The organism is Paenibacillus sp. MSJ-34 (assembly GCF_018918005.1).
In the GTDB taxonomy this organism is placed as follows: Bacteria; Bacillota; Bacilli; order Paenibacillales; family Paenibacillaceae; genus MSJ-34.
This window is the reverse complement of the sequence record NZ_JAHLPR010000067.1, coordinates 1-25247: the sequence shown is the minus strand read 5'-3', so window position 1 is coordinate 25247 and position 25247 is coordinate 1. Positions and strand designations below refer to the sequence as shown.

Sequence of the window (25247 nt, the reverse complement as noted above, 5' to 3'; positions counted from 1 at the left end):
GCTGTGCGCTTTTATTTCTATTTCCGTCAAAAACAAACGGCACAGGACTTCTCCCCATGCCGTTTGTCTTTTCATTTGTTGCTCCAAATTTTATATTTGGGCTTATCTTAATGACATTGGGGGACATCCCGGGCTTTTTCGGATATAAGGAGGCGATCGATTCAGGTTGCAGTTGCCGGCCTATCTGCGTAGGGTTCCTCTCCACCCCTTCTGTCGATATCCCTCTCGTTCAGCTATAAGGCGGCTGCTGTCATCGACAAGCACCCGACCTCTTCCCAGCAAGAAGCTTACTTCCGGCATCGCCACTGACATACGAGGGCAATTCCTCTGCCCTGAGCAAACGGTATATCGACAGACGGCAGAATAAGGAGACCATGTCGCAAGGCAACCGACCTTCCCCGCCGAACTCCCTATCCTTACTTCCGCAGGCTGGACTCCCGTACGATAAGCTGCGGAACGAGCCGGACGTTCCGAATATCCGTCTGCTCGTCGTGCAGCAGCTGCATCAAGATGCGGGCGGCATGCCTCCCGATCTCCCTTACTTGCAAATCGACCGAAGTGAGCTTCGGATGCACCCGCGCGCCAATATCGAGATTGTCCATGCCCGCGACGGCGATATCGTCAGGCACAACGACGCCCCGCTCCTCGCAAGCCTTCATGAAGCCGAAGGCCATCAAATCGTTGGCGAGCGCCACCGCCTGCGGCAAGAGAGCGCTTTGAAGAAGGCGCTGTCCGGCCAAATAGCCCCCGTGCTCGGTATAATCGGCCTCTAGCACATACTCCGGATGGACGCGAAGCCCCGCCTCTTCCATGGCATCGCTGTATCCGCGGTAGCGCTCGCCGCCCGTTTGCTCCTGCAAGCTGCCGCCGACGTAGGCGATTCGTTCCATCCCTTGCCCGATGAAATGCCGGACGATTTGCCGAATGCCCACATACGTATCTACATACACATAGTGAAACCGGTCGTTCCCGCCTTGCGACTCGTACCGGTTGGTAAGCACCACGGGGGCGCCAAGTCCGTTGATCGCATCGATATTGCGATCGTTAAAATCAAACGATACCATAATCATGCCGTCCGCATATTTCTCGCGCAGCGTCTGGATCGCTCGCAGTTCTTCGTCCAGTTCGTTTTTGGTATGCAGCAAAATGAGAAGATAGCCGTATTCCTCGATGACGCTGTTAATGCCGTGGATCATATCGAAATAGAAAGGATTGCATATGTCGGGAACGGCGAATAATATTTTTTTGGTGACTCTCGTCTTCAGCATTTTGGCCGCATGATCGGGGGCGTAATTCAACTCCTTCGCCATCCGCAGAACTTGCTCCCTCGTATTCTCTTTGCAATATCCGCGGCCCGACAATGCCCGGGAAACCGTAGACGGGGATATTCCCAATCTTTCCGCGATATGATAGATGGTTGCCACGCCCGTCTCCCTCCGATTCTTCATTTCTGTAATTATCTAACATAATTTTAGATGATATTCCACATCGAATCAATGAAATTGTGCAAACAAATGCGCTCAAACAAAAAGAAACGGACGAAGAAATTGTCTTCTCCGTCCGTTCCGCATCTCGTTAAGGATTGCGATGCTCGAACTGCTTCCGGTTCGACTCTTCGTCGAACGGCAAAATGTCCGGCAGCGGCAAACGATCCTTCACCTTCGGCAGCGGCGCGAATTTCATATGCGGCTCCGATTGGTACCAATATGCGGTGGAGGACAGATCGTCGCTGCGATGGTTATTATGTCCGTGCTCGATCGTCACCTTAATGCTCTTGTCGAACATGATCGGATCTTGGATATGATAGCGGTATACCGATATTTTCCCGCTCCAGTTCGGCCCTCCGCCGAGGATGATGCCGTGGTAAGGCGTGCAAACTTCCTGCTGCGGGCACCAAGCCGTATTGAAGTAGTCTTCCGTCCCGGTTCCATGCAGCGATGGAGGCCAAGGCTCTCCGTCGATGAAAATCATGTCGTCGCCTTCCCCGTACCAGTTCCATTCCCGGGTAGAACGCAAATTATGGATGTTCAAATTGCAGCCGACATAATGTCCTTTGCCGACGGCGTCCAGAATGACATAGTTGCCCTCTCCGGTCGTGTTCTTGCCCCCGAATTCGAAGAACGCGTTGTCGACGCCGCAATCGTCGATGCCTTGCGTCGGGCATTCCCGGTTCCATTTCGCATGGAAACGAAGCTGATCGTCCGGCAGCGAATCGTATTCTTCATAATCGACGTAGAAATAAAACTTGATCGGCTGATCGGCTTCGCTCTCGATTTCAATTCTGGCGCGGGAAGCGAACGGCATCGGGAAGTAGCTGACGAACGACTTGCCGTCCTCCGGACTCATCATAAGGCAAGCCGAAGTGTAGTTCTTCGTTATTCCGTGTCCCAGCCCGAAGAAATCGCCGATCGGCGCCTCTACGCTCGGATCCGTTTCCCCGTCCCAATACATGCGGAGCACGATTTTCCGCGGCAGCAAGATCTCCTCCACGGGAGCGTCCGTCGCCATCGTCATCCAAATATGTTTAATGCAGCCCGCGCCGGAAATGTCGCAAATTTCCGTAACGTCTCCCGGCCGGACGGAATAATAATCTTTATTGCCTCCGCTACGGTCGTAGCTCGATACCCTCTTGCTCTTCCCGTTACGCGCCTGGGAAAGGCTTGCTATATTGTGCTCTATCATCATCTTGTACCCCTTCCTTCCATAAAAGACAATACTTCTCCGAGCCGCGGCAGCGATGGGATCGCGCCGCGTTTCGTCACCGTAAGCGCGCCGACGGCATTGGCGAAACGAACCGCTTCCGGCAGCGAATCGCCTGCCAGCAGACGGACGGCCAGCGCGCCGTTAAACGAATCGCCCGCCGCCACCGTATCGACCGGCTCGACGGGATAACCTTCAACCAGCGTAAATTCTTGCTCGTTCGCGATCAACGCGCCTCGTTCCGCGAGCGTAACGATAACATTGCGGACGCCTTGATCAAGCAATATCCGAGCGCCGCGGCGAACGCCGTCCAACGTATCGGCGGAAACGCCTGTCAGCAAGCTTAGCTCGCTTTCGTTCGGCGTCAAATACGTAATTTTGCGCAACAGAGTCGCATCCAGTTCTCTTGCCGGAGCCGGATTCAAAATGACCGGCACACCGCATCCGTAGGCGAGTTCCGCCGCCTGTTCGATGACGGCGACATCCATTTCGAGCTGCATAACGAGCATTTGCGAACTGCGAATCAGAGGCTCCAACTGTTTCGCCTCTTGCGGCGTATATTCCATATTGGCGCCAGGAACGACAATAATCCGGTTCTGCCCGCTCGATTCCAGCACGATCGTGCCGACGCCGGTCGGCGTATGTTTGTCCGTCAATATATTGCCGACGTCAATCCCTTCCTGCCGCAGCACCGAGCGCATCTCGTCGCCGAAGAAATCGTCTCCGAGCTTGCCCGCCATCAGGACGTCGGCCCCAAGCCGCGCCGCCGCGACCGCCTGGTTCGCCCCTTTGCCTCCGGGAAATTTGCCGAAGCTGTTGCCGATAATCGTCTCGCCTCCTTCCGGAGCGCGATTCGTGCCAATGACCAAATCCATCATAAAACTGCCGATAACCATAATGCTCAAGGGCTTCTCCCCCTTACTGTCCCATTCTGTGTTGACTACCGATCGCTCTCCGCGGAGAGCTTCGCTCCCAGGCTGCCGCCCGGATGGTATAAATGAAAGCTTTCTTTCGTAAATCCCTTCACCTTGCACAGCGTAACCGCCAGCGCGTCCCCTACGGCAAGCTGGAGCAGCGCGCTCGTCGTCGGCGCCAACCCGAGATGATCGGCTTCGCGTTCGTAGTTGTACGACAACACCGCGTCGCAATGCCGGCCAAGCGTCGAGTCCGCATTTTTCGTAATCGCGATGCACTTCGACCCGATTTTCTGAATAATGCCGAGCACGTTCAGCACCTCCGCCGTCTCGCCGCTATTGGACAACAAGATGACGACGTCTTTGCGCTCGATCATGCCGCTGTCGCCATGCACCGCCTCGGCGGAATGGACGAAGAAAGCAGGCGTACCCGTACTGGACAGCGAAGCGGCGATCTTTTTCCCGATATGTCCCGATTTGCCGATCCCGGTCACCACCACTTTGCCCGTGCAGGCCTCCAGCATTTTCACGGCTTTCACATATTCCTCTCCAACCTGCTTGCTCGTTTGGTAAAGCGCGTTGGCCTCATTCTCCAACGACTCTTGCACCCATTTATGAATCATCGCGTCGATGCTCCTTTCCTGTTGAAACGTAACGATTTATTTGATTCCCGTCGTCTTGATGCCCTCAACCAAGTAGCGTTGGGCGACGAAGAAGAGTAGAAACGTCGGGATCGCCGCAATGACGGCCGCGGCCAGAACGACGTTCCAAGGCGTGTAATACCCGCCCCCGACCAGATTGGCTAATTGCTGCTGCACCACCCACAAATTCTCGTTTTGCGTAATGATCAACGGCCACAAATACGAGTTCCAGTTCGCCAGGAAAAATCCGATCGTCAGCGGTACGATGATCGGCACGGATAAAGGCAGCGCAATGCGGAAAAAGGTGCCCGCAATCGACAAACCTTCCATATAAGAAGCTTCCTCCAGCTCTTTCGGGAAGTCGCGATAAAACTGGCGGAATAAAAAGATGCCATAGGCGTTGAAAATGGAAGGAATGATTAATCCCGAATAGGAATCCAGCATCCCGAAGCTTTTGGCGATCAGATACAGCGGAATCGTAATGACCGCGAACGGCACCATCAGCGTGCTCAGCATCCAGGCGAAGATGAATTTCCGCCCGGGGAAACGCAGTCTGGCCAGCGCATATCCGGTCATCGCATGGAACAGCATCGCCACCACCGTTACGGTCACGCTGACGATGAGCGAATTGCCGATCGAGCGCAGCAGCTTGGTGGAATGGATCGCTTCCGCGAAATTTCCCAAGACGAACTCCGTCGGCAGAAACGCGACGTCAAGCACATTGGCCTCCGAACGCAGCGAGCTGATCACCAGCGTATAGATCGGGAATGTTAACAGTAAGCCGCAAATGACGGCTAGAACGGATAATACCGTCCGCTCTGAAGTTCTCATCCAGTCCACCACCTAATCTTTCGAGGAGAAAAGTTTCAATTGAATCAGGGATAACACGAAAATCATCAAAAACAACACAAAGGCGAGCGCCGAAGAATATCCCATGTTAAGCAATTGGAAGCCTTGTTTGAAAATGTAGACGACGCTGACCTCCGTGCTGCTGGCAGGTCCCCCTTTGGTCATGACCATAATCTGGTCGAACACCTGGAAGGAACCGATCGTCGTCACGACGAGAATGAACGTGCTTGTTTCCTTCAGCAGCGGGAACGTAATGCTCCGGAACGTTTCCCAGCGGTTCGCCCCGTCGATGCGTGCCGCCTCGAAGTAGTCTTTCGGTATTTCCTTGATCGCCGACAGGAAAATGATCATGTTATATCCGATATTGATCCACAGCAGAATCGCAACGATGCTGTATAACGCCTGCGAAGTCGACCCGAGAAACTGCTGCGGGGCGATGCCGACGAAGCCGAGCAATTCATTGACGATCCCGTTCCGCGGATCGAGCATGTACATCCCGATAATGGCGGAAATGACGGAAGTAATCGCGAACGGCAGCAGGAACATCGTCCGGACCGGCGAAACGATCTTCCCCCGCAAAGCGTTCAACATCAAAGCCGAACCTAACGAGAGACAGAAAAGCAACGGGACGTAAATGACGCTGAACTGCAGCGTTTTCCCGACCGAATGCCACCAATCCTTGTCCTTGAACAAGGTCGCGTAGTTATCCAAACCGATAAACTTCATCGGATTCAACGCATCCCACTGATGCAAGCTGACATAGAAGGCATAAATGATCGGAATAAAGACAAAGATCAGAAGTCCGACGAGATCGGGCAGCAAAAAGCAGTATGCCGTGATCCGCTCCTGTACCGCTCTTGAACGCAATCGCTTTGGAATCACTGAATACCCTCCTCCAAAAAAAGAATGCGGGGGACGACGTAACCGACCGCGCCCCCGACTAATCGTAAATACCTATTGCTTTAACGCTTCGCTAATTTTGGCATCCGCTTCTTTCGCCGCGTCCGCACCCGAGAGAGCGCCGAACATGACTTTCGTCATTGCGTCCCCGATCGCTTCTACGACAGCCGGAGAGTAGACAGGCTCCGGAATGCCCGTTTCATAGATTTCGTCCGTATAGGTTTTGCGCATGCCTTTGTTGTAAATTTCTTTCCCTTCTTCGATAACCGATTGACGGGCAGGGTAAGCGAATTTCGTTTCCGTCGCCCATTTCAAAGGACGTTTCGTGTCGGAAGCGAAAGCCCACATGACGAACTTGGCCGCTTCTTCCATATTGGCGCTCTTCGCGTTGACGGCAAATTTCCAGCCGCCCGCCGTCGTTACGGGCTTGCCGCCTTCCGGAATCGGAAGCGGAGCCAGCTTAATCGGCACGTCGCCGAATACTTCTTCCGCTCTGCTAATGGCCCAAGTGCCGCAAATTTGCATCGCTGCCGAGCCTTTGCCCAAATTGTCGATTTCCCACGGTCCGTATTGCAGCTTGGACGGAGACAATCCTTCTTTGAAGAACGTGCCCCAGAAGTCGAGCGCTTTGGCCGTTTCCGGCGAGTTGAACGCCGACGATTTGCCGTCTTCGCTCAGCACCGCGCCGCCGGCTTGCCATAAGAACGGGTAGAAGTTGAAGTTGAAGTATGCTCCCTTGTCCGGCGGAAGCACGAGACCCGCTACCTTGTTCGTCGTCAGCTTGCGCGCCGCTTCGAGCAGTTCGTCCCATGTCTTCGGCACTTCCACGCCTGCCTGCTTCAACATGTCTTCGTTGTAATAGAGTCCGAGAAGCTCCATCTCGTATGGGAGAGCCAGCACTTTGCCGTCAACGGTGACGGCGTCAAGCGCCGAAGGAAGGAAATCTTCCCGCGAGCCTTCCGGGAAATAAGGAGCCAGGTCGGCCAGATAGCCCGAATTGGCGAATTTCATGAAGTCCCCGGGGCTGATCATGTAAATGTCCGGTCCGTTGCCGCCGGAGAAGGCGATCGGAAGTTTCGTCGCGGTATAGTCGGCTTGGTTGTATGTCGAATACTCGATCTGCACCGCATCTTGGGATTCGTTGTATTCCTTCACCAAATCTTCGAAAAACTTCTGTTCGGCTTCCGTATGCATATCCCAAAATTGCAGCTTGATTTTCTCTTTCGAACCCGAACCGGCGTTCGTTCCGTCGTCCGTACCGGACGTTTCGGCCGGTTGGCCGGTTTGATTCGCATTATTCGATCCGCAACCGACTTGAAAAATGAGGAGGAGTGCCATAGCGATCGGCACGATCAATTTCCAGCTTTTCTTATTCATTGGATGGTGGGTCCCCTTTCAGTTTGTGATCGACTTCAGTATAAAGTCGGGGGACCCATGCAAGTAACGGGAAATAATTTAGGGGGGTGGATTATTTTTCGATTTCGGATAGAAAACGGTCGATGCCCGTCCGTATTTCGGCAACCAGTTCTTCCGGCTGGGCGCGGTTATACAGCAGCCGCTGCAAGGAATTGTTGAAGACGCTGCCGATTTCCGCCGGGTATTGCGGCTCTTGCCGTTCCGTACCGAAAATTTGCTGTGTGAATACGTTCCGCAAGCCTTTCAAGTACAGCTCTCCGCCGGCTTCCATGACCGACTTGCGCGGGGGATAGGCGAACTTGACCTCGCTCACCCATTTGAGCGGGATATCCTGTTTTTGGGCAAATGCCCACATGACGAATTTAATCGCTTCTTCCGTATTTTTGCCGTAATGATTGACGCCGATTTTCCATCCGCCGGCGATCGTCATATGTTGTCCGCCTTCCGGCGCGGGCAGCGGAACGACGCCGATGCTGCGGTCGGCATAGATCGTCTCCAGCATGCGGATGTTCCAAGTGCCGCTCACCTGCATGGCGGTCTCGCCGCTCGCAAGGATGCCGATATCGGTCGTCGGCCGCGAAGGATGCAAATTGAGCAGACCCTCGTCGATCATGCCGCGGAAAAAGGCGAACATTTTCGCCGCCTCTGGACCGTTCAGCCCCGCGCTGCGCCCGTCCTCCGTCACCAGGTCCGAGCCCGTTTGCCATAGGAACGGAAGCCAGTTGAAGCTTTGGTACACGCTTTTGAACGTTTCCAGCGTCAAGCCGCTCACTTTATCGGATTTCAACGCCGAAGCGGCATCCTTCATCTCCTGCCATGTCTTCGGCGGCTGAAGCCCCCGGTTCTCGAACATGTCCCGGTTATAGTAAAGCCCGAGCAGTTCGGTTTCGATCGGCACAGCGTAAATGTCCCCGTCGATCGTCACCGATTCCAGCGCCGAGTCGTAGAAATCGTCTCTAATTTCCTGCGTGAAATAGGGGGTGAACGGCTGCAGTATGCCGGCCGCTTCGAAGCGGCGAATCGTTCCCGGCGACACGAAGAAGATATCCGGACCGTGCCCGGAAGCGAAAGAAGCCATCAGACGGTTGTCGCTGAAATACGTGTCGCTGGAGATGAAATCGACCTTGATGTCGACATTCGGATGTTCTTCAGCGTACCGCTTGGCCAGCCATTGCCAAAATTCGAATTCGCGCCCCGTGTGAAATGACAACAGCCGCAATTCGATCCGGTCGGGATGGATGCCGGGTACATCCGGATTGCGCAGCAAAATGTCGGTATCGTTCCTCCCGGTATCGCGATCGGAAGCTTGCTTGTCCCGGCAAGCTGTGACGGTAAGCGAAACGAGAAGCGCCAGCAGCACCAGCCCTGCCCGTTTTACGGCCCTATTTCTCATCTTCCTCTTCCTTCCGGTAAAAAAATTGGCGGTATTCTCCCGGCGTGACGCCTTCCGTCTTTTTGAACAGCCGGGAAAAATATTTGACGTCCTGGTAGCCGACCATTTGCGCAATGCTGTACAGCTTCAAATCCGGGTCCATCATAAGAACTTTGGCTTTGTCCATCCGGTATTGGGTAACGTATTCGACGAACGTCATGCCCATTTCTTGCTTGAAAAACGAGCTGAAGTAGCTGCCGCTCATACGAACATGGCCGGACACGTCGTCGAGAGACAGATCTTTCATGTAATGCTGATGGATGAAGCCGACGGCGGTTTCCAACGTACGATTATGTTTTTGCTGCTTTTTCCATTCCGCGGAGGAAACGCTCGCTTCGATCAGCTTCGTCATAAACTTCATATAGTCGTCCGCGGAGAAGTTTTCGTGAAACAGATCGTACGGCTTCATCGCGTCCTGAAAGACGAGTCCCGCGATTTTCTTCTCGTATATAAACCGCACGACGGAGGACAGCAATTGCAGACAATATTTGTGGAACACCTGATACGTCACATTTTGCTTCAGGATGCTCTCGATAAACTGCTTCAGAAGCTCTTCCGCTTTGCCGGTCTGTCCTTCGCGAATCGAGACGATTAACGCGGTATCCAGATCGCTCGGGTAGCCGGATTGCCGCTGGCCGTTAAAGAACAGATCGTTATAGTCGTGCACCTTGCCGTTTCCGTAAATCCATTTGTTCAGCAGCGCTTCCTTGGCGCCCGCGAACACGGCCGTCAGCTGCTCGAACCGCTTCGTCTCGCCGCTAATGCCGACCGAGATGGAAATTTTCACCCATCGCCGAACTTCGTAGATCATGGACTCATACACATGCTGCGGACAAGGTTCGTTGACAAGCAGAAAATAAATATGCGAGCCCCCCGCGAACAGGAAGAAGCAGGCGAGATCCGGCTGCCCTTTCAAAATTTCATACGCGATGTTGCGAACCGCGAACAACACGAGCTGGCGGTCGCCCCACTGGTCTTCGGTCACCAGTTCCTCGAAATCGTCGATTTCCACCGCGATGATGCGATACGCCGAAGCGTCCGCCGGAAGCCGGCCCCGCAGCCTTTCCATATATTCCTCGGCATCTTCCACTCCAAGCAGCCAATCCTTCCAAAGCTTGGAGTACTGGAAATCCGAAGTGATCGCCGAAGGCATCGTACGCGGCGTCCGTATTTCCGTCTTGAGCCGTCCCAGCAAGTCTTTCACTTCATCGGGCTTCAGCGGCTTCAACAAATAATCGAACGCGCCGAAACGAATCGCCGTCTTGGCATATTCGAAATACCCGTAACCGGACAGTATGACGACATGCAGCGGATATTCCTTCAAAACGTTCAATAAATCCAATCCGTTCATGTTCGGCATGCGAATGTCGGTAATGACCAGATCGGGCATATTTCGTTTCACCATCTCAAGCGCTTCCAAGCCGTTCTTCGCCTGTCCGACCACGCTCCACTCCGGATCGATCGCCGGTATGAGCTTCGTTAGCCCATTGCGAACTTTCGGCTCGTCATCCACGATCAGCACTTTATACATCGTTCCCGTCCCCCTTCTTATGTGAAGCTTGACGCATGCGGGCGCTATCGAATGGCCGGGATCAGTATCGTAATCGTCGTCCCTTGGCCGTATACCGAATGCACCTGCACCCCGAATTCGGGACCGTACTCCAGCTTCAACCTGTCGTTCAAATTATAAATGCCGATTCCATGCACCATCCGCTCCCGGATCATCTGCAGCTTTTCCTCGGGAATTCCGCTCCCATTGTCCCGTATTACAATTCGAATCGCCTCTCCGCTGGCTTCGAGCGTCATGCCGATTTCGATTTTTCCTCCCGATTCCATATCCTCCATCCCGTGCAATATGGAATTTTCCAGATATGGCTGCAGCAGCATTCGCGGCACTTTATAGCCGTACAGCGAAGGATCCGCGTGAAATTCGACGTCGAACCGCTCCTCGAAACGCATCTCTTGCAGATAGGCATAGTTCTTCGCCCATTTCAGCTCCTCTTCGATCGTAACGAGCGGCCCTCCGGGACGGATCGCATACCTCATCATGTCGCTGAGCGAAGTGATCATATTGCTGATGTCCATTTGCCCTCTCTCGATCGCGATCCAATTCATCGCATCGAGCGTGTTGTATACGAAATGCGGATTGATTTGCGCCTGGAGCGCTTTCACTTCCGCATCCTTCTCCTGCTTGGAGATGACTTTGACTTCTTCAATGAGATCGTTGATCCGTGCGCTCATAATATTGAACGAGGATTGCAGCAGCCCGATTTCGTCCTCGGAGTCGGCCTGCATTCGGAATTCGAAGTTATCCTTCTGAATCCGCTTCATCGCGACGGCCATCCGGCTGATCGGCTTCGTGACATAATGGGTCATGAGCCAAGCGAGCAGGACGAACAACAGGGCGAAGACGAACATGGTGACGATGAAGAAACGCTTCAACGACCCCGATTGCTCTTCGATATCCGATTGCGGGATAAACGAGAAATAGTACCAATCGTTGTACTCGGAATGCACCATGCCGATCCGGTATTCCTCCCCGTTGATCTCGCTGGTAAGAAGCTGGCGCTGCTGCGATATCATCTCTTCGTAGAACGGAATTTGGTTTAACCGGATGCGATACGCTTCCGAATTGCGGTGCCAGATGACGTTGCCCTGCCGGTCCGCAATGAGCAATACCCCATTCGGGCTGACATCGATATTGCCCACGATATTGTCGAGCGCCGCGATCTTCACGTTCATCATGAGGATGCCGATGCGCTGAAACGCGTCGGTTACATCCTTCACCTGCATGCCGACGGGAAAATAATAAGTAGGCTTCGAGAAATAGTTGTTCGGCAATATTTCGTACGTCGGCAGCCAAACGATGCGGCCGTCCTCATCCGCGACTTTCCGCTGCCAATCCTTGTGCTTCTCCAATACGGGTTTAAACAGGCCCGGACCCTTAATATCGGCAAAATAAATTTCTTCGTTGGGGGCCATTAAATAGATGGAATCGATATCGTCTTTGCCGCTGAGAGAATCACGGAGAAAGCGGTTGATCTGATCCTCCGCATTTCGCCCGATATCCGCATGGTCGCTCTTGACGGCTGCGCGGCTTAACTGTTCGATCAACGTTTGGTTATCGTAAATGTCAAGCATCCTATTCTCGATATCGGCAAGCATTTGGTCGACGTTATTTTTCACGAGCGTAAGCACCTGCACCGATTCCCGATCTACCCTTTCGGCGGCGAATTTGCTTGAGCTGCGGTAAAAAATCGTTCCGGAAAAAACGAGCGGGGCCAAAATAAATATCGCCAGAACGATCATTAGCTTGCTTCTTAATTTCACGCTTTTGATCCGTCTTCTTATCGTTCCCATGATCCTCTCCCGTTCATTAAGCGCTTACAATTATGGCTCGGTCCACCATTGTGACATCGATTGCACATTATTACAGAAATTATACCGCCAATGCCCGTTATTTTCAAAGATTGTTTTTGCGAGAACGCGTCGAAAATCTAAAAATAATCCACCCTGCCGTAATTATTTCCCGTTACGCTATCGCTGGAAGCCATTTATACTGGGGAATGATTCCAACAAGAAAGGAGAATAGAAAGCATGAAGCATCCTTTGAAAGCGGTTTTATCCTTCAGCCTCGCATTGCTGCTCCTTCCCGCGTCGTTCGGGGCGGACCGGGTCCATGCGGTCGTTCCGGAGGAAAGCACCTTCTTCGCCACCGCGTTCGTAGATGAGGGAAGCACCTACAATACAAGGAGCGACGGCGATCTGTGGCCTTCGGCCTGGTCGGACGACGGCAATCTCTATTTAGCCAACGGCGACGGCTGGGGCTGGACCAATCAGGGCTGGCACGACATCGTCTTTAACAAAATTACGGACGGACACCCGGATTCCCGCAATTTGTCGGGCAGTCGTGTAAGCGTCAACATGGGACAAGTATGGAGCGGTCAGAAATGTATGGACGGAAGCCCCGCTTACAACCGCAAACCGACCGGACTGACGTCCCGGGGAGGCGTATTGTGGCTGGCCGTTCAAGATTTGAACCGCTGTCCGGGCCCGAGATTTTACGGCCCGACATTCAACGATGCGCCGAACGCCACCATTCTCAGATCGGACGACAAAGGCGTGACATGGACATGGAACACTTCGGGACCGATGTTCTCGAATCATACGTTTACGACGATATTTTTTCTGGATTGGGGCCAGGACGGAGTAGACAATGATCCGAATACGACATGGGACGACTATATCTACGCCTATGGCATGGACGGCAACTGGCGCGATTCGTTCGCGGACACGGTGCCGGATCCGACGAAATTGTATTTGGCCCGAATTTCGGCTGCGGACGACGTTCAAGATTTGAACAATTGGCAGTTTTGGACGGGAGGCCTGGACGGAGGGGAACCTTCCTGGTCCGCGCCCGGGGACATCGCCGCGAAACAGCCCGTTCTGCAGGACGACAGAAGAATTTATTCCAATGTTATTTTCAATTTCCCGAACAACGACATTAAAGATATGACGCCGATTTCTCAAGGAAGCGTAACGTACAACCGGGCGTTGGACCGGTATATCTATCTTTCGTGGACGGAATACACGTTCGAGTTCTACGAATCACCCACGCCTTGGGGTCCTTGGAAACGATTCCTGTCCAAAGATTTCGGACCGTACACATCGCCGTGGAAAATCGGCAAAAACGGGGGCTATGCGACGGTGATGCCGTCCAAATACATTAGCTCCGACGGGAAACGCATGTGGTTTAACGCCAACTCCTTCGAGGGACCCGTCAATAACTACAATTTTTCTTTAAGACAGCTGTATGTCACGCCTCATAATCCGGACTTGAAGCCGGAGAACGAGAAGAGCGACACGAACAATTTGGCCGCGACCGGCGAGAGCGTAACGCCGATTGCGGGCGCCAGCTTCCATCAAGGGAACCCGTGGGCGTTGAACGACGGCATCATCGCGGGCACCGACGATTGGAACGGGGAGAAGAAAGAGTACAGCAGTTGGGGCTATACATGGTCCCGGCCGTATCACTTGAATAAAGTTGTTTATACGGCAGGAAATACGTTCCTGGACGGCGGCTATTTCAGCGGCGATTTGAAAGTGCAAGTTCGCCAAAATTTCGAATGGGTAGACGTTTCGGGTATGAAGACAAGCCCGGATTATCCTTACGATTTTACCGCCAAAAACCAGAAATTCACGTTCCGGTTCGACGATACGTGGGGAGACGGCGTTCGCATGATCGGCAAGGCCGGCGGCGCTGCCCGCTTCACATCGATCAGCGAATTGGAAGCGTATTATTCGCATGACACGACGGCGGACGTTTACGCAAGCTACAGCTTGGAGTACGACCCGGCTTCCGGCATGCTGGAAGGACGGCTATACACGAAATATCCGGAGATCGTGCACGTACGCGCCGAAGCGCAGGACGGAACGGTCACGGATATCCCTTATCAGATTGGCCCGGCGTTGTACGACGACGATAACCATGCTTACACCGGGCTCGATTTCAGCGCTGCGGTAGGGTCGGATATCGTGAAGATTACGGTGTCCGGCGGACAGCAGCAGCGGGAATGGGTACGCGGAGACGAACCGGGTCCTTACCGTATCGAGTATGCGAACGAATCGGTGAAGCTGGACGTATACCGCATGCAAGGCGCGGAATACTTCCATACCGTTACCGCGGATACATATATGCGGCCGGGGCAAGCGCTGGTCGGCTTTACCGCCGCGGCATCGGTTTCGGATAACGTGTACGGCATTGAAGTCGCGTTCCCGCATCGGGAAGGAGGGACGAACGCCGGCATCGGGCAGCTGACCTTGGACGATTTGGAGCTTGTAGAGCGAGAAGCTGGCGGTTCCGATTCGGCCATCGTTCCGATTCGGAATATGTACCCGATCAACGATTATACGATCGTCATCGAAACGGATACGCCGCTCTCCCCCTCCCGGGAGTATGAGTTGAAACTGGGCGGCCCCAGCAACGGGGACGAAGTGAAGATGCCGAAGGAAGGCGTCTATGCGGCGTACGTGAAAATCGGAACGCTGGAATCGGGCAGCGAATCGGCGAATTCGCCTGTCCATGCCGAGAACGCCTTATATTTCCGGCAAGTTCGCATCGCGGGGACAAGTTCGCCGGGCGACGGTGACGGCGGCGGTAACGGCGGCGGCTCGCCGGGAGGCGGATCCGGCGGGACCGTTTCTGGAAGCAGCGGACAGCCGGAGAAAGAGTTGACTCCGGCGGATCCGGGAGCACAGGTCGTCACCGAGCAAGAGTTGAAGAACGGCAAGGACGGTATCGTCCGCATTGCAGCGGCCGAAGGAAAGACTAGAATGATGCTTCCCGCCGATGCGGCGGATGTGCTGGGCGAGAACCGGCTTCTATTGGAATTCCCGGGCATGCAAGCACAGATTCCTTCATTGCTGCTGCGCGAGTTGAGCGCTCTCGTCGCGGGGGACGATGCGAAAGAAGCGCGCATTGTCTTCGAAGCGAAGCCTGTTGCGGGGAAAAACGCGGCAGCGCTGCTGAGCCAAGTCGATCGCCGCACGAAAGCGAACGTAACGACAGCAGGTAGCTTGTACGAGCTGAAGCTGACGATGATAACGAAAGACGGTGTCGAGAAGGGATTGGATACATTCCCTTATCCGATCACGCTTGCGCTCGCGTACGATAAGAACGCCGACAAACCGTTGGCCGGACTGTACTACATTTCCGCCAGCGGCGAGTTGGAATACTTGGGCGCGGAGCAAAGAGACGGCTTCCTGATCGCCCCGGTAGCGCATTTCGGCACTTTCGGCGTATTGGAATATCATTTGGAATTCCCGGACGTTCCGTCTTCCCATTGGGCGTACCGCATGCTCAAGGAGATGGCCGCGAAGCAATTCGTGGAAGGCGCGGAAGCCGGCATGTTCGAGCCGAACCGCGCGATGACGCGCGCCGAGTTTACGGCGCTGATCGCCCGCGCCCTTGAATTGAGCGCCGCCGGACCGGCAGGCTTCGAAGATGTACCCGCGGACGCGTGGTATGCGAAGCTCGTCGCCGCGGCGCACGAGGCGGGCATCGTCGAAGGCCGCAACGACGCCGAATTTGCGCCAGGCGCGCTTATTTCGCGGCAGGAGATGGCCGCGATCATCGTGCGCGCGTACGAGCGCCGCAACGGTTCGGCGCTGCGGAACGGCGGCGAAGCTTCCGCCTTCGCGGACCGGGACGACGCCGGCGCGTGGGCGCTCCCTTACATCGATACGGCCGCCAGAACCGGCCTCGTCCAAGGACGCGGCAGCGACCGGTTCGCGCCGCTTGCGCAAATGACGCGCGCGGAAGGAACGCAGATTGTATACAATCTGCTAACGCGCTAGCGTCTCGAAGATGATGAACCGCAGGAGCGCTCGCTCCTGCGGTTTTCTAATTTGCGGGTAAGCCGGGGCGGCAGGGAATGAGGAGGTAAGGTATGTTGCGTTAGGTGGCGCTAAATGGCAGGGAATGAAAGGTAAGGTTGTTCCGTTAGGTGGGCCAAGTAACAGGGAATGAGGAGATAAGGTTATGTTCCGTTAGGTCAGGCTAAGAGAGGGCGGCCCCTTGTTAGGTAAGAATAGGTAAGGTCGGTCTTGCTAAGCTGGGCTAGTGGTCACTTCTGTCAGGCTAGGTTGAGCGGAGCCGGTCCCGAGCTTGGTTGGGATGAGTTTGGAGGTCCTCGTTTGGTTGCGTTGAGTGTAAGCGATCCTCGCGTGGTTGATTTGGATGGAGCATAAAGTAGTACTTGCTGGGTTGGGATATAGCGGACGCCGCCGCTCATAGGTTTGACGTAACTAGCGCCAAAAACCGGAGGTAATTCGGCCGTTCTTCTCACTTTTTTCACATTAGCTCCAAAATCTACCTCTAATTCCGCCCATGCCAGCCTTTTTACTATATAACCTGCTAATTAGCTCCGAAAATTCCCACTAAATCAAACATTCCCGTTGGATGTTATAGAATAAAGGTAGTTTATTCCACTAATTCATGCTGCTTCAGTCTCCCCTCCCTCCTCACAAGAAATTAAGGTGGAATGCCCCGCCCCATACAGAAAAGTTATTTGCGCAAATTATTCGATTTATTGTTCATAAGGCCCGTTGCCCGTTGGAAAATGTCCAATGAAAACTGCAAATTTTTCGTTCAAGAGGGGCTCGGATTGGAAATCATCCAATGGTTTGACCGCCTTTCCGTGTTTTAGCCCCGTTTTTGAAGATTTGATTGGATGAATTCCAATGAAGAGTGGCATTACGGCATCGAAATGGCGATAACATTGGACAAAATCCAGCGGCGGACGGCCGAGCGTGCAACCCAATTGCGCTGATTGGCAGCCGTCATCGCGTGGTCAATTGCATGGTCATTGCGGTCCATACGCAACCGTGTCTCCGTAGTCATTGCGCTTCATCCATACCAGGGCGGTCGCATGACCATCACGATTCGTACGCCGTCGTCGCGGCATAACGCTCCATTCACATCCCGCCGCCGCTAGCCGCCGCGCACGAATCCGCAAGCCCCAGCCCACTCGCGGCCGCCCGGCCCGGCGCCGGCCATAAAAAAGGACCCTACGCCATGTAAGGTCCCTCGCAGCGATCGCGCCTACGCCAAAGCTTCCTTCAGCTCTTCGGGCGAACGTTCCCACCACTCCGGCTTCTGCGTCATGAGCAATTGGCGCAGCGCCGCTTTCTCGCTGTCGTCCAAGCCTTCGAAGATGAAGCGGCGTTTCAACGCGTAGTCCAGCTTGTTGACATGATCGGCGAGAATTTTCCACCCGCGGCGCGCCTCCTCGTCAACCAGCATTTCGCAAGCCGTAGCCCCGGCGTAATACGCTCCCTCTTCCGTATGGTCGACGGCCACCCACACGACCCAGCACTTCCGGCCGTTCGGCACTTCGCTCCGGTCCGTCAGGAATTTGATGCCCTTCTCTACCTTGCTCTTGGCATGCAACGCGCCGACATCGACGTATGCCTCTCCCCGATCGATAATGACCGGCGAGACGTTATTCAAATCGATCGAACCGGCGCCGAAGCCTTTATGTTTTTTCGTACCGACAATATTTAAAGCGAACATCTTCTTCTCTTTCTGTTCCCCATTATTCATCATTCAAAGTCCTCCTGAAATTCCAGTCAAGCCATGCGGCCCGGAAATCCCCGCCGCAGCGCATCGATCCGGTGCCGGAGCATGGCCTTAGATTTAATTTCATTTTAGCTAATAATCTCGAAAATGCAAACATATACATGCTGTAGAAGCTTGTCAACGGGAGGTAAAAGTGTATGACTTCACGCCATACCAAACGAATTGTGCTCATCTCTCTCTCCATCACGATAGCCGCCGTATTCGTCCTGTGGATGATCTACAGCAAATCCGATCCTTCGATCACTTCGTTCGGGCCGGAGGGACGCCAGAACCATGGTTACGTTGAACCGCAAACGATTCAATCGCCGAAATCGGAAGTGCTCAGCGATCGTTTGGTCGAGTACCATATCAATGTGCGATTGGACGATTCCGGTCCGACCAAATCATTGTTCGGGGAGCAAACGGTATCTTGGACGAATCCCGGCAAAAACGAAGTGGAGGAGCTGTATTTCCACCTCTATCCGAACGCGTTCGAATCGATGAACACGACGTTTATGCGGGAATCCGGAGGCAGGCTCAGGAACGATACGATGAAGGAAGGCGGATACGGCTCCATGGAAGTAACCGATGTGCTTACGACCGAAGGCGCCTCCCTTATGCAGAGGGCTTCGTTCGTTCAGCCCGACGATAACAACGCGCATGACCGCACTTTGATGAAAATTCGCCTTCCGCAGCCGATCAAGCCGGACGAGACGGTAACGTTGAAAATGAAGTTCACGGTGAAATTGCCCCAAGTATTCGCCCGAATGGGAGCCGCAGGCGATTTTGTCATGGCGGGCCAATGGTTTCCGAAACTATCCGCTTACGAAACGGCCGGCATGAGAGGACGAACGGCCGAAGGGTGGAATTTGCATCAATATCACGGAAATTCCGAGTTTTACTCCAATTTCGGCATCTATAGCGTCAACATTCAGGTCCCGTCATCCTATATCGTTGCGGCAACCGGCTTCCCGACAGGCGAAGCGGTCGTTCGAAACGGCACGAAGACGTATCAATATTACGCCGACGATGTGCATGACTTCGCTTGGGCCGCTTCTCCCGATTTCATATATGCCGAGGAACCATTCTCCGCGCCGAACGTGCCTGGCGTACGCATTAAATTGTATTTGGATCCGCTGCATAAAGATTTGAAAGAGCGGTATTTTCACGCCGCCAAAGCGTCGTTGACGAGGTACAGCGAATGGTTTGGCCAATATCCGTACTCCACGCTCTCGATCGTCGTCCCGCCCAAGGACGGGAACGGCGCGGGGGGGATGGAATACCCGACGCTGGTTACCGCGTTCGGGGCCGAGAGCGGCAATCCCGGATACGATTTGCTCGAGCGGACGGTCGTGCATGAGATCGGGCATCAATATTTCTACGGCATGATTGCCAGCAATGAATTCGAGGAGGCGTGGCTCGACGAAGGCTTTACATCGTATGCGGAAGACCGCGTCATGGAAGCGGAGTACGGCATCGTGCCCAACTTGCCGATCCAGGCAAGCTATATGACCGATCCGGCGCCTCTGCCGCAGCTGGCTTGGCAATTCAACAACCATAGCCATTATGCGGAAAACGTCTATACCAGAGCGAAGCTTGTCTTGATCGGCATCGAACGCCAGGTCGGGACGAAGACAATGAATAAAATTATGCGCACCTACTTTAACAAATGGAGATTCAAGCATCCGACAACGGCCGATTTCCAGAGGGTCGTAGAACAAGTGACGAAGAAAAAATGGACGGACTATTTCAACCAATACGTATACGGCGGTCTAATGGCCGACTTCGCCGTCGAACGGATCGACTCGAGAACGATCGAGGTAGACGGCGTCCGCCAATCCGAATCGTTCGTCGTCATTCGCAAACGCGGCGGCGATTACCATCCGGTGCCGATCGTCTTCCAATTTCAAGACGGGAAAACGGTTCGCAAAAATTGGGACGGGCAAACGACGACGGTACAATATAAGCTTACCCATACTTCGCCGCTGGAATGGGTGATGATCGATCCGCAGCATACGATCGTGCTCGAGAATAAACATATTAACAATTATATGAAGGCGCATGTCGAAGAACCGGTTCGAACGCGATGGAATTTGAGCGTTGTGAAAATAATCGAGAGCCTGTTGAACGCGCTCGCGTGGTGAGGTGGGTTGGCCGATGAAGCAATATATCAAAGAGGGATGGAAAACGGTTAAAGACCATTTCTATATCGTCATCATTTTATTTTTGTACCAATTGTTATGGGGATTTTTCCTGTACCGTTTCATAGAATCGATCGTCAGCCCGCTGCTGGCGAGATACCCTAATCCGGCTCCGACGGAGCTGAGCGTGCATCTGTTCATGATGGAAGGACAATTTCAACTGATCAAAACCGATCTCGCCGACTATTATATTTGGATGCTTGCCGGCATGTTCGCGATCCGCATGTTGATGTCGCCTTTCATTAACGCGGGCCTTCTCTACTCTATTCACCACCGGTCGGACGAGGCGGGACCGCTCTTCTTCAGAGGGATCCGAAAAGCATGGAAGCCGATCCTGATCTTCTACTGGTTGGAAACGATCGTCGCGCTGGCCCCGGCCGTATGGATCGTCCCCCGGATCCTTCGCCTGCTGGCGGAGGAAGTTACGTATCAATCGATGATCTATAAAGGAGTTCCGTACCTGCTCGCTTGGGGCGCCTTCGCGCTCCTCATTCATCAAATGTCTCTCTTCATGCAATTCGGCAAAATTGGCGGCAGAGGAATTCTGCTCTCGTTATGGCTGTCGATCCGCTCCATCATCCCGGTCATGGGCGTCGCGCTCACTCTGCTTGGCGTCGCTCTCGTCGTGGGAAGCCTGTTTACGGCAGCGGCCATGATTTGGACGGGTCTCGTTGCGCTCATCTTGCAACAATCGTATCATCTGTTCCGCCCTATTTTTAAAATATGGCAAACGGCCTCGCAATATCACATTTGGCATGGCAAAACACGAGAATGGTAACATCCCTCCCATACTTATTCGCAAACCTCTCGCTTTCGTACCGCGAAAGCAGAGGTTTTTTTCATGTCCGGAAATATCGATTCGCAAGCTGTAACGGTTTTTTTACCACATTGGACAAATCGTTATCAAATCTGCGCGAAAAAAAGGTTTGAAAAAGTCGATTTCATCTGTTACAATGAAATTCGTGAAGATTTTGTAATAACTTTGTAATCAATTTTGTAACTATTATATTTTTGGTGCTTACATAATATTGCCCAATTCCTATCGCACCGGGAAACGGGGGAACCATTTCGGGTGAATTGATCTCGTTGCAGAGTGATCATAGGGAACCTTCTACCGAACCCTTGAGCTAACCTCGTCGGCATTGGAAGGAGTATTTTGTTTTGAAGAAGAAAATCATCAGCGCAGTAGCGGGTCTCGCTCTTCTGTTTACCGTGCAAGTTGGTAGCGTTTTCGCGGACTCCAAGCTCGACCAGGCAATCGGTGACGTCATCGGCACAAAGTACAAAAGCGGCGGCACGACGACAAGCGGTTTCGATTGCTCCGGATTTACGACGTATATTTTCAAACAATTCGACATCGAATTGCCGCGTACGTCCAAATCCCAACATTCTATCGGCCAGAAAGTTGCGAAAGACGAATTGCAAGCCGGAGATCTCGTATTCTTCAATACGAGCGGGAAAGGCATTTCCCATGTCGGCATTTACGTCGGGGAAGGCAAATTCGCCCATGCCTCTACCAAGAAAGGAATTACCCTCTCCAGTATGAGCGATTCCTATTATGAGAAACGCTATGTCGGAGCGAAACGAGTATTAAATACGGAGCTTTATGAAGATATTGCCATTGAGGCGGATGAATCTTCGGATCATGACGATGTGGAAGTAGAATAATAAATGAGGCCCGCTGCGGAAGTCCTTCGGACAAGCCCGGCGGGCTTTATTAGATGCATGAAATAAGCCCGTCCGTTCTTGCATCGAATGGACGGGCTTGATCTATGCCCAACGTTATGCGCGTATATTTTTCCGGTAATCGCTGGGCGTAATCCCTTCTTGATTTTTGAAGGCCCGGATAAACGTATTTCGGTTGTTGAACCCCACTTCCTCCCATATTTGCGCGATCGGCTTGTCCGAATGCCGCAGCAGTTCCTTCGCTTTGCCGATGCGAAGCTGTTGAAGATATTCCTGGAATCCGATGCCAAGCTCATTCTTCAACAGGCGCGACATATATTTGGCGGAAGTGTTGTACTTTTGCGCCAAATATTCCAGATGAATATCCTCGCTATAATGCTCGTCTATAAATTTTTTAAACGCGGTAACATCGAATTTCTGCTGCGCGTTGCTGCATACGAACATAATATTTTCAAAGAAAGAAAAGATATATTGCGTAATTTCGTCTACCGATAACGATTCTCCCGACATAATGAAGCTTACATATTCCTTGCTGACGGAATCGTCCAGCGACCGGTCTTTCTGCTTCAGCACCTGCAGCCCGACAATATAGAAATGCATATACAATTCCCTAATCATCGAATCGGGGATGCCTTGCCCGATATTCGCATCGATCACCCGCTTCAACAGCTCGTATACATCCTCTTGTTTCCCCGACATGAGCAAATTAAACAGTTTATTCTCGTCATGCTTGCTCAGCAAATAGCGAGCGGGAACTTGATCGCTCCCCGTATACGCGTACACCCGCTTGCCGTCGAATGGCGATACGCGCCATAACGCTTTCATCGCTTCGATGTAAGACTCCTGCATCCCCTTATACCCTTGGCGAATCCCCCCAATGCCGGCACAGATGCGCAAGAGGTGCTCGTCGTTTTTGAACAGTCCCACCATTTCTTCGCAATACTCCTCATACGCCGTTCGGTCCGATTGGGCGGGTAAATTAATCAGCAGGCAGAACAAATGCGAATCGATCTCCAGGAAATAGCCGGGACACTGCGGCGGCATGAACGTTTTCATCACTGTTACTATTTTTTGCGACGCTTCGTTCTGGAAACGCTCCGTAAACGTATCGTAAAACGGCTTGCGGAAATGAATTTGGATCAAGGCTATCATAAAATGGTCGTTCTCAAACGTAAAATTGCTGTTTTTCAAAAAAGCCCCGATGCTCTCGTCGTCGTACGGATAATTATTTTTCAGCATTTTCACGAAAAAGCGTTCGTTCGCTAGCGGAAGCGTATACGACAGCGCCTCGTTCAACGAATGGACATTGCTCATCATGCGGTTGATTTCGCGGTCCAAATAATGAAACTCATTGCCGTCGTGCGAAGCGGCTTCCTGCGTTTGCGATCCCCTTAACGTACGGACAAGCTTCTGAATCGGCGAATACAAATTGATGCTGAACAGTATGGACAGGATGAGCGACAGCAAAAACGTCAATCCTTCCACCGTATACCGCAAATTTTCGATGTTTTTGAGACTGTCGAGAATATCTTCCTCCGGAATGCTCGCGATCATATCCACTTTGTTATAGAAAAAATCGGCCGTATATTTAATCACTCTCATTTTTTTCCCTTTATAAGTTCCTTTGAACTTATCGGCAGGTTCGCTCAACGCAGCCTGCAAAAATTGCTGCAGTTCGCCGTCGTTTGTAAAATTGGCTTCCGTTGATGCCAGCATATTCCGATTGCGGTCGGCAATGAAAATCATGCTGCCGGGCGTCAGCCGGTAATCGCGCAGCAGATCGGTCATATATTGGGCATTTAAGTGGATAACATACAGGTTATCGGAAGCGTATTCGGCAATTTTCGACTGCACGACGGGAAGAATCGTCTTGTTCTGATTGCGATTGGATCCGGTAATTCGCGAAGGCGGCAAAATTTGAAATAAATCGTGATTCGCGCTGTATTGCTGCCAATATTCGATCGGATATTTCTCCATCGGATATACATTCCCGTAAAAGTAAGATTCCTCATAGGTCCCTTCGTTGCTGATGATCAATTGATTGTCCCGTTTCAAAATATAGGCGCTGTCTATGGAGGCGTTTCCATACTTGACGCGGGCAAGCGACCGAACGCTCTGACTGATGTCGGCATATTTGGGCAATTCGTCGATGCTGAAATCGGCCGAGAATACCTTCATTACGCTGGAATCGAGGGACAGCAAAAAATTGGACTGGTAAATGCCCTCGAACAATTTGTTCAACGAAACGGCCACATTGGACAAAGAGCGGTCATAGTTGCGTTCGAGTTCGGATTCTACATAATGCAAATAGACGTTATAGGTTAAAAAATTGATCGTTTGTATCAGTAAGGAAATCGATACGAACAATATGATAAATCGCGCTAAAATGCTGCGAAACCCGACTCTTATGAGGTTGGAAATGAATGTCTTCACCGCTGGTTTCTCACTCCATGCCTTCGGCCTCCCACCGGAAAGCGGCCGACCGTTACTTGTAAAGTCAGAGTAAGCAAAGCGCCCTGTCTAGTCAAGGTGTTACATTATTCCATCCGTACTTATGTGGAAAGATGTGACTTGATAGAATTTCATGACATGACCGGCAAATCCGCGGAAACTCAGATAAGTAGAAAAACGTGACACGGAACCGGAATTGCACGTGGTGAAACGCGGCAAAGCGCGTTTATTATAGAGTCACATTACACGAAGGAGGATTTGAAAGTGAACAGCGCCAGCATGAAAGCATATTTGAAACGAAACTATCACTATTATATTTTGCTGCTGCTTCCGGCCGCATACTTTGTCGTGTTCCGGTACGGGCCGATCTTGGGAAACATTCTGGCTTTCCGCAAATATGTGCCGGGCGGGTCGATGTTCGGCGCCGAGTGGGTGGGGCTGAAATACTTTCGCATGTTTCTGAACGATCCGAGCTTCTGGGTCGCATTCAAAAATACGTTCATTCTTAGTACGTTAAACTTGCTTTTCATTTTCCCGCTTCCGATTTTGTTTGCCTTGTTGACGAATGAAATGATAAACGGCAAAGTAAGGCGGGTTATCCAGACGATTTCTTATTTCCCGAATTTTCTTTCCGTGGTCGTGATCGTAGGGATGTTAAAAGAACTGCTCTCCCCTTCCAATGGAATCGTCAATGCGATATTGGGCCATTTCGGCTTTGAACCGATCTACTTCGTCAACGAGCCCGAATGGTTCCGGGCGATCTATATCGGTTCGGACGTGTGGCAATTTATGGGATGGAACGCCATCATTTATACGGCTACCTCGTATAGTATCTTTTGAAAGCTCTTATAGGTTAGTTTCCATCCCCTGAGGGGGATGGAAAACGGCCTCGAAATTTCCAGGCTCGTTCTTTGAAAATTTCATCTGGGACTGGACTTT

Annotated in this window: 19 protein-coding genes and 1 riboswitch; of the genes, 6 read left to right on the top strand and 13 right to left on the bottom strand. The window is 52.5% G+C overall.

The features are described 5' to 3' along the window. Positions 1-239, top strand: a 239-nt coding sequence (locus tag KQI79_RS24945; protein ID WP_216541049.1) for a hypothetical protein, incomplete at its 5' end; no start/stop codon positions are given. 177 nt (positions 240-416) lie between these two features. Here the strand turns inward: KQI79_RS24945 and KQI79_RS24940 are convergent. From KQI79_RS24940 to KQI79_RS24895, 10 genes are all read right to left on the bottom strand, one after another. Further along, positions 417-1424 (bottom strand): LacI family DNA-binding transcriptional regulator, encoded by a 1008-nt coding sequence (locus tag KQI79_RS24940; protein ID WP_367398242.1) that lies wholly within the window; start codon positions 1422-1424, stop codon positions 417-419. Positions 1425-1575: 151 nt separating this feature from the next. Further along, entirely contained in the window at positions 1576-2685 is a 1110-nt protein-coding gene (locus tag KQI79_RS24935; RefSeq protein WP_216541047.1) for a glycoside hydrolase family 172 protein, read from the bottom strand. Continuing rightward, positions 2682-3596: a ribokinase gene (rbsK, locus tag KQI79_RS24930; RefSeq protein WP_216541052.1), complete on the bottom strand. Its 915-nt coding sequence runs from the start codon at positions 3594-3596 to the stop codon at positions 2682-2684. The genes KQI79_RS24935 and rbsK overlap by 4 nt, the downstream gene beginning before the upstream one ends. A 44-nt stretch (positions 3597-3640) precedes the next feature. Beyond that, positions 3641-4237 carry a KpsF/GutQ family sugar-phosphate isomerase gene (locus tag KQI79_RS24925; protein ID WP_216541046.1) on the bottom strand — a complete coding sequence of 199 codons (597 nt, stop codon included), beginning with the start codon at positions 4235-4237 and terminating at the stop codon, positions 3641-3643. Between the two features lie 36 nt (positions 4238-4273). Then, complete coding sequence (locus KQI79_RS24920; protein WP_216541045.1) at positions 4274-5086, bottom strand: carbohydrate ABC transporter permease; 813 nt, start codon at positions 5084-5086, stop codon at positions 4274-4276. 12 nt (positions 5087-5098) lie between these two features. After that, positions 5099-5986, bottom strand: coding sequence for a carbohydrate ABC transporter permease (locus KQI79_RS27860; RefSeq protein WP_216541043.1), 888 nt, complete (start codon positions 5984-5986; stop codon positions 5099-5101). Positions 5987-6058: 72 nt separating this feature from the next. Next, positions 6059-7381, bottom strand: coding sequence for an ABC transporter substrate-binding protein (locus KQI79_RS24910; RefSeq protein WP_216541042.1), 1323 nt, complete (start codon positions 7379-7381; stop codon positions 6059-6061). Positions 7382-7472: 91 nt separating this feature from the next. Then, positions 7473-8813, bottom strand: a complete 1341-nt coding sequence (locus KQI79_RS24905; protein ID WP_216541040.1) for an ABC transporter substrate-binding protein — start codon at positions 8811-8813, stop codon at positions 7473-7475. Then, positions 8803-10383, bottom strand: a complete 1581-nt coding sequence (locus KQI79_RS24900; RefSeq protein WP_216541039.1) for a response regulator transcription factor — start codon at positions 10381-10383, stop codon at positions 8803-8805. Before KQI79_RS24900 ends, KQI79_RS24905 begins: the two co-directional genes overlap by 11 nt. A 44-nt stretch (positions 10384-10427) precedes the next feature. Next, complete coding sequence (locus tag KQI79_RS24895; RefSeq protein WP_216541038.1) at positions 10428-12212, bottom strand: cache domain-containing sensor histidine kinase; 1785 nt, start codon at positions 12210-12212, stop codon at positions 10428-10430. Positions 12213-12449: 237 nt separating this feature from the next. Between KQI79_RS24895 and KQI79_RS24890 the strand changes: the two genes are divergently transcribed. Next, the gene (locus tag KQI79_RS24890) at positions 12450-16208 is read left to right on the top strand and encodes an S-layer homology domain-containing protein (RefSeq protein ID WP_216541037.1); all 3759 of its coding nucleotides are present in this window, start codon (positions 12450-12452) and stop codon (positions 16206-16208) included. Positions 16209-17106: 898 nt separating this feature from the next. Here the strand turns inward: KQI79_RS24890 and KQI79_RS24885 are convergent. Together KQI79_RS24885 and KQI79_RS24880 are read right to left on the bottom strand one after the other, a co-directional pair. After that, positions 17107-17253, bottom strand: a complete 147-nt coding sequence (locus tag KQI79_RS24885) for a hypothetical protein (protein WP_216541036.1) — start codon at positions 17251-17253, stop codon at positions 17107-17109. A gap of 201 nt (positions 17254-17454) precedes the next feature. Further along, a complete protein-coding gene (locus KQI79_RS24880; RefSeq protein ID WP_216541050.1) occupies positions 17455-17955 on the bottom strand; it encodes a YwhD family protein in 501 nt (166 codons plus the stop codon). Between the two features lie 173 nt (positions 17956-18128). Between KQI79_RS24880 and KQI79_RS24875 the strand changes: the two genes are divergently transcribed. The 3 genes from KQI79_RS24875 (at position 18129) to KQI79_RS24865 (ending at position 21839) form a co-directional block, all read left to right on the top strand. Next, positions 18129-20114 (top strand): M1 family metallopeptidase, encoded by a 1986-nt coding sequence (locus KQI79_RS24875; RefSeq protein ID WP_216541035.1) that lies wholly within the window; start codon positions 18129-18131, stop codon positions 20112-20114. 13 nt (positions 20115-20127) lie between these two features. Next, a complete protein-coding gene (locus tag KQI79_RS24870; protein ID WP_216541033.1) occupies positions 20128-20949 on the top strand; it encodes a hypothetical protein in 822 nt (273 codons plus the stop codon). A 241-nt stretch (positions 20950-21190) separates the two neighbouring features. Beyond that, positions 21191-21328, top strand: a riboswitch (cyclic di-AMP (ydaO/yuaA leader). A 4-nt stretch (positions 21329-21332) separates the two neighbouring features. Then, positions 21333-21839, top strand: a complete 507-nt coding sequence (locus tag KQI79_RS24865; RefSeq protein ID WP_216541032.1) for a C40 family peptidase — start codon at positions 21333-21335, stop codon at positions 21837-21839. Between the two features lie 114 nt (positions 21840-21953). Here KQI79_RS24865 and KQI79_RS28405 read toward each other — a convergent pair whose 3' ends face one another. After that, positions 21954-24290: a helix-turn-helix domain-containing protein gene (locus KQI79_RS28405; RefSeq protein ID WP_216541031.1), complete on the bottom strand. Its 2337-nt coding sequence runs from the start codon at positions 24288-24290 to the stop codon at positions 21954-21956. A gap of 282 nt (positions 24291-24572) precedes the next feature. Between KQI79_RS28405 and KQI79_RS24855 the strand changes: the two genes are divergently transcribed. Continuing rightward, positions 24573-25148 (top strand): hypothetical protein, encoded by a 576-nt coding sequence (locus KQI79_RS24855; protein WP_216541030.1) that lies wholly within the window; start codon positions 24573-24575, stop codon positions 25146-25148. The last annotated feature ends 99 nt before the right edge of the window (positions 25149-25247 follow it).

Coding starts and splice junctions, on each gene's coding strand:
- KQI79_RS24880 (WP_216541050.1), bottom strand. CDS start 17,955: ATGAATAATGGGGAACAGAAAGAGAAGAAGATGTTCGCTTTAAATATT.
- KQI79_RS24875 (WP_216541035.1), top strand. CDS start 18,129: ATGACTTCACGCCATACCAAACGAATTGTGCTCATCTCTCTCTCCATC.
- KQI79_RS24905 (WP_216541040.1), bottom strand. CDS start 8,813: ATGAGAAATAGGGCCGTAAAACGGGCAGGGCTGGTGCTGCTGGCGCTT.
- KQI79_RS24870 (WP_216541033.1), top strand. CDS start 20,128: ATGAAGCAATATATCAAAGAGGGATGGAAAACGGTTAAAGACCATTTC.
- KQI79_RS24935 (WP_216541047.1), bottom strand. CDS start 2,685: ATGATGATAGAGCACAATATAGCAAGCCTTTCCCAGGCGCGTAACGGG.
- rbsK (WP_216541052.1), bottom strand. CDS start 3,596: ATGGTTATCGGCAGTTTTATGATGGATTTGGTCATTGGCACGAATCGC.
- KQI79_RS24920 (WP_216541045.1), bottom strand. CDS start 5,086: ATGAGAACTTCAGAGCGGACGGTATTATCCGTTCTAGCCGTCATTTGC.
- KQI79_RS24890 (WP_216541037.1), top strand. CDS start 12,450: ATGAAGCATCCTTTGAAAGCGGTTTTATCCTTCAGCCTCGCATTGCTG.
- KQI79_RS24925 (WP_216541046.1), bottom strand. CDS start 4,237: ATGATTCATAAATGGGTGCAAGAGTCGTTGGAGAATGAGGCCAACGCG.
- KQI79_RS24910 (WP_216541042.1), bottom strand. CDS start 7,381: ATGAATAAGAAAAGCTGGAAATTGATCGTGCCGATCGCTATGGCACTC.
- KQI79_RS24885 (WP_216541036.1), bottom strand. CDS start 17,253: ATGACTACGGAGACACGGTTGCGTATGGACCGCAATGACCATGCAATT.
- KQI79_RS24900 (WP_216541039.1), bottom strand. CDS start 10,383: ATGTATAAAGTGCTGATCGTGGATGACGAGCCGAAAGTTCGCAATGGG.
- KQI79_RS24895 (WP_216541038.1), bottom strand. CDS start 12,212: ATGGGAACGATAAGAAGACGGATCAAAAGCGTGAAATTAAGAAGCAAG.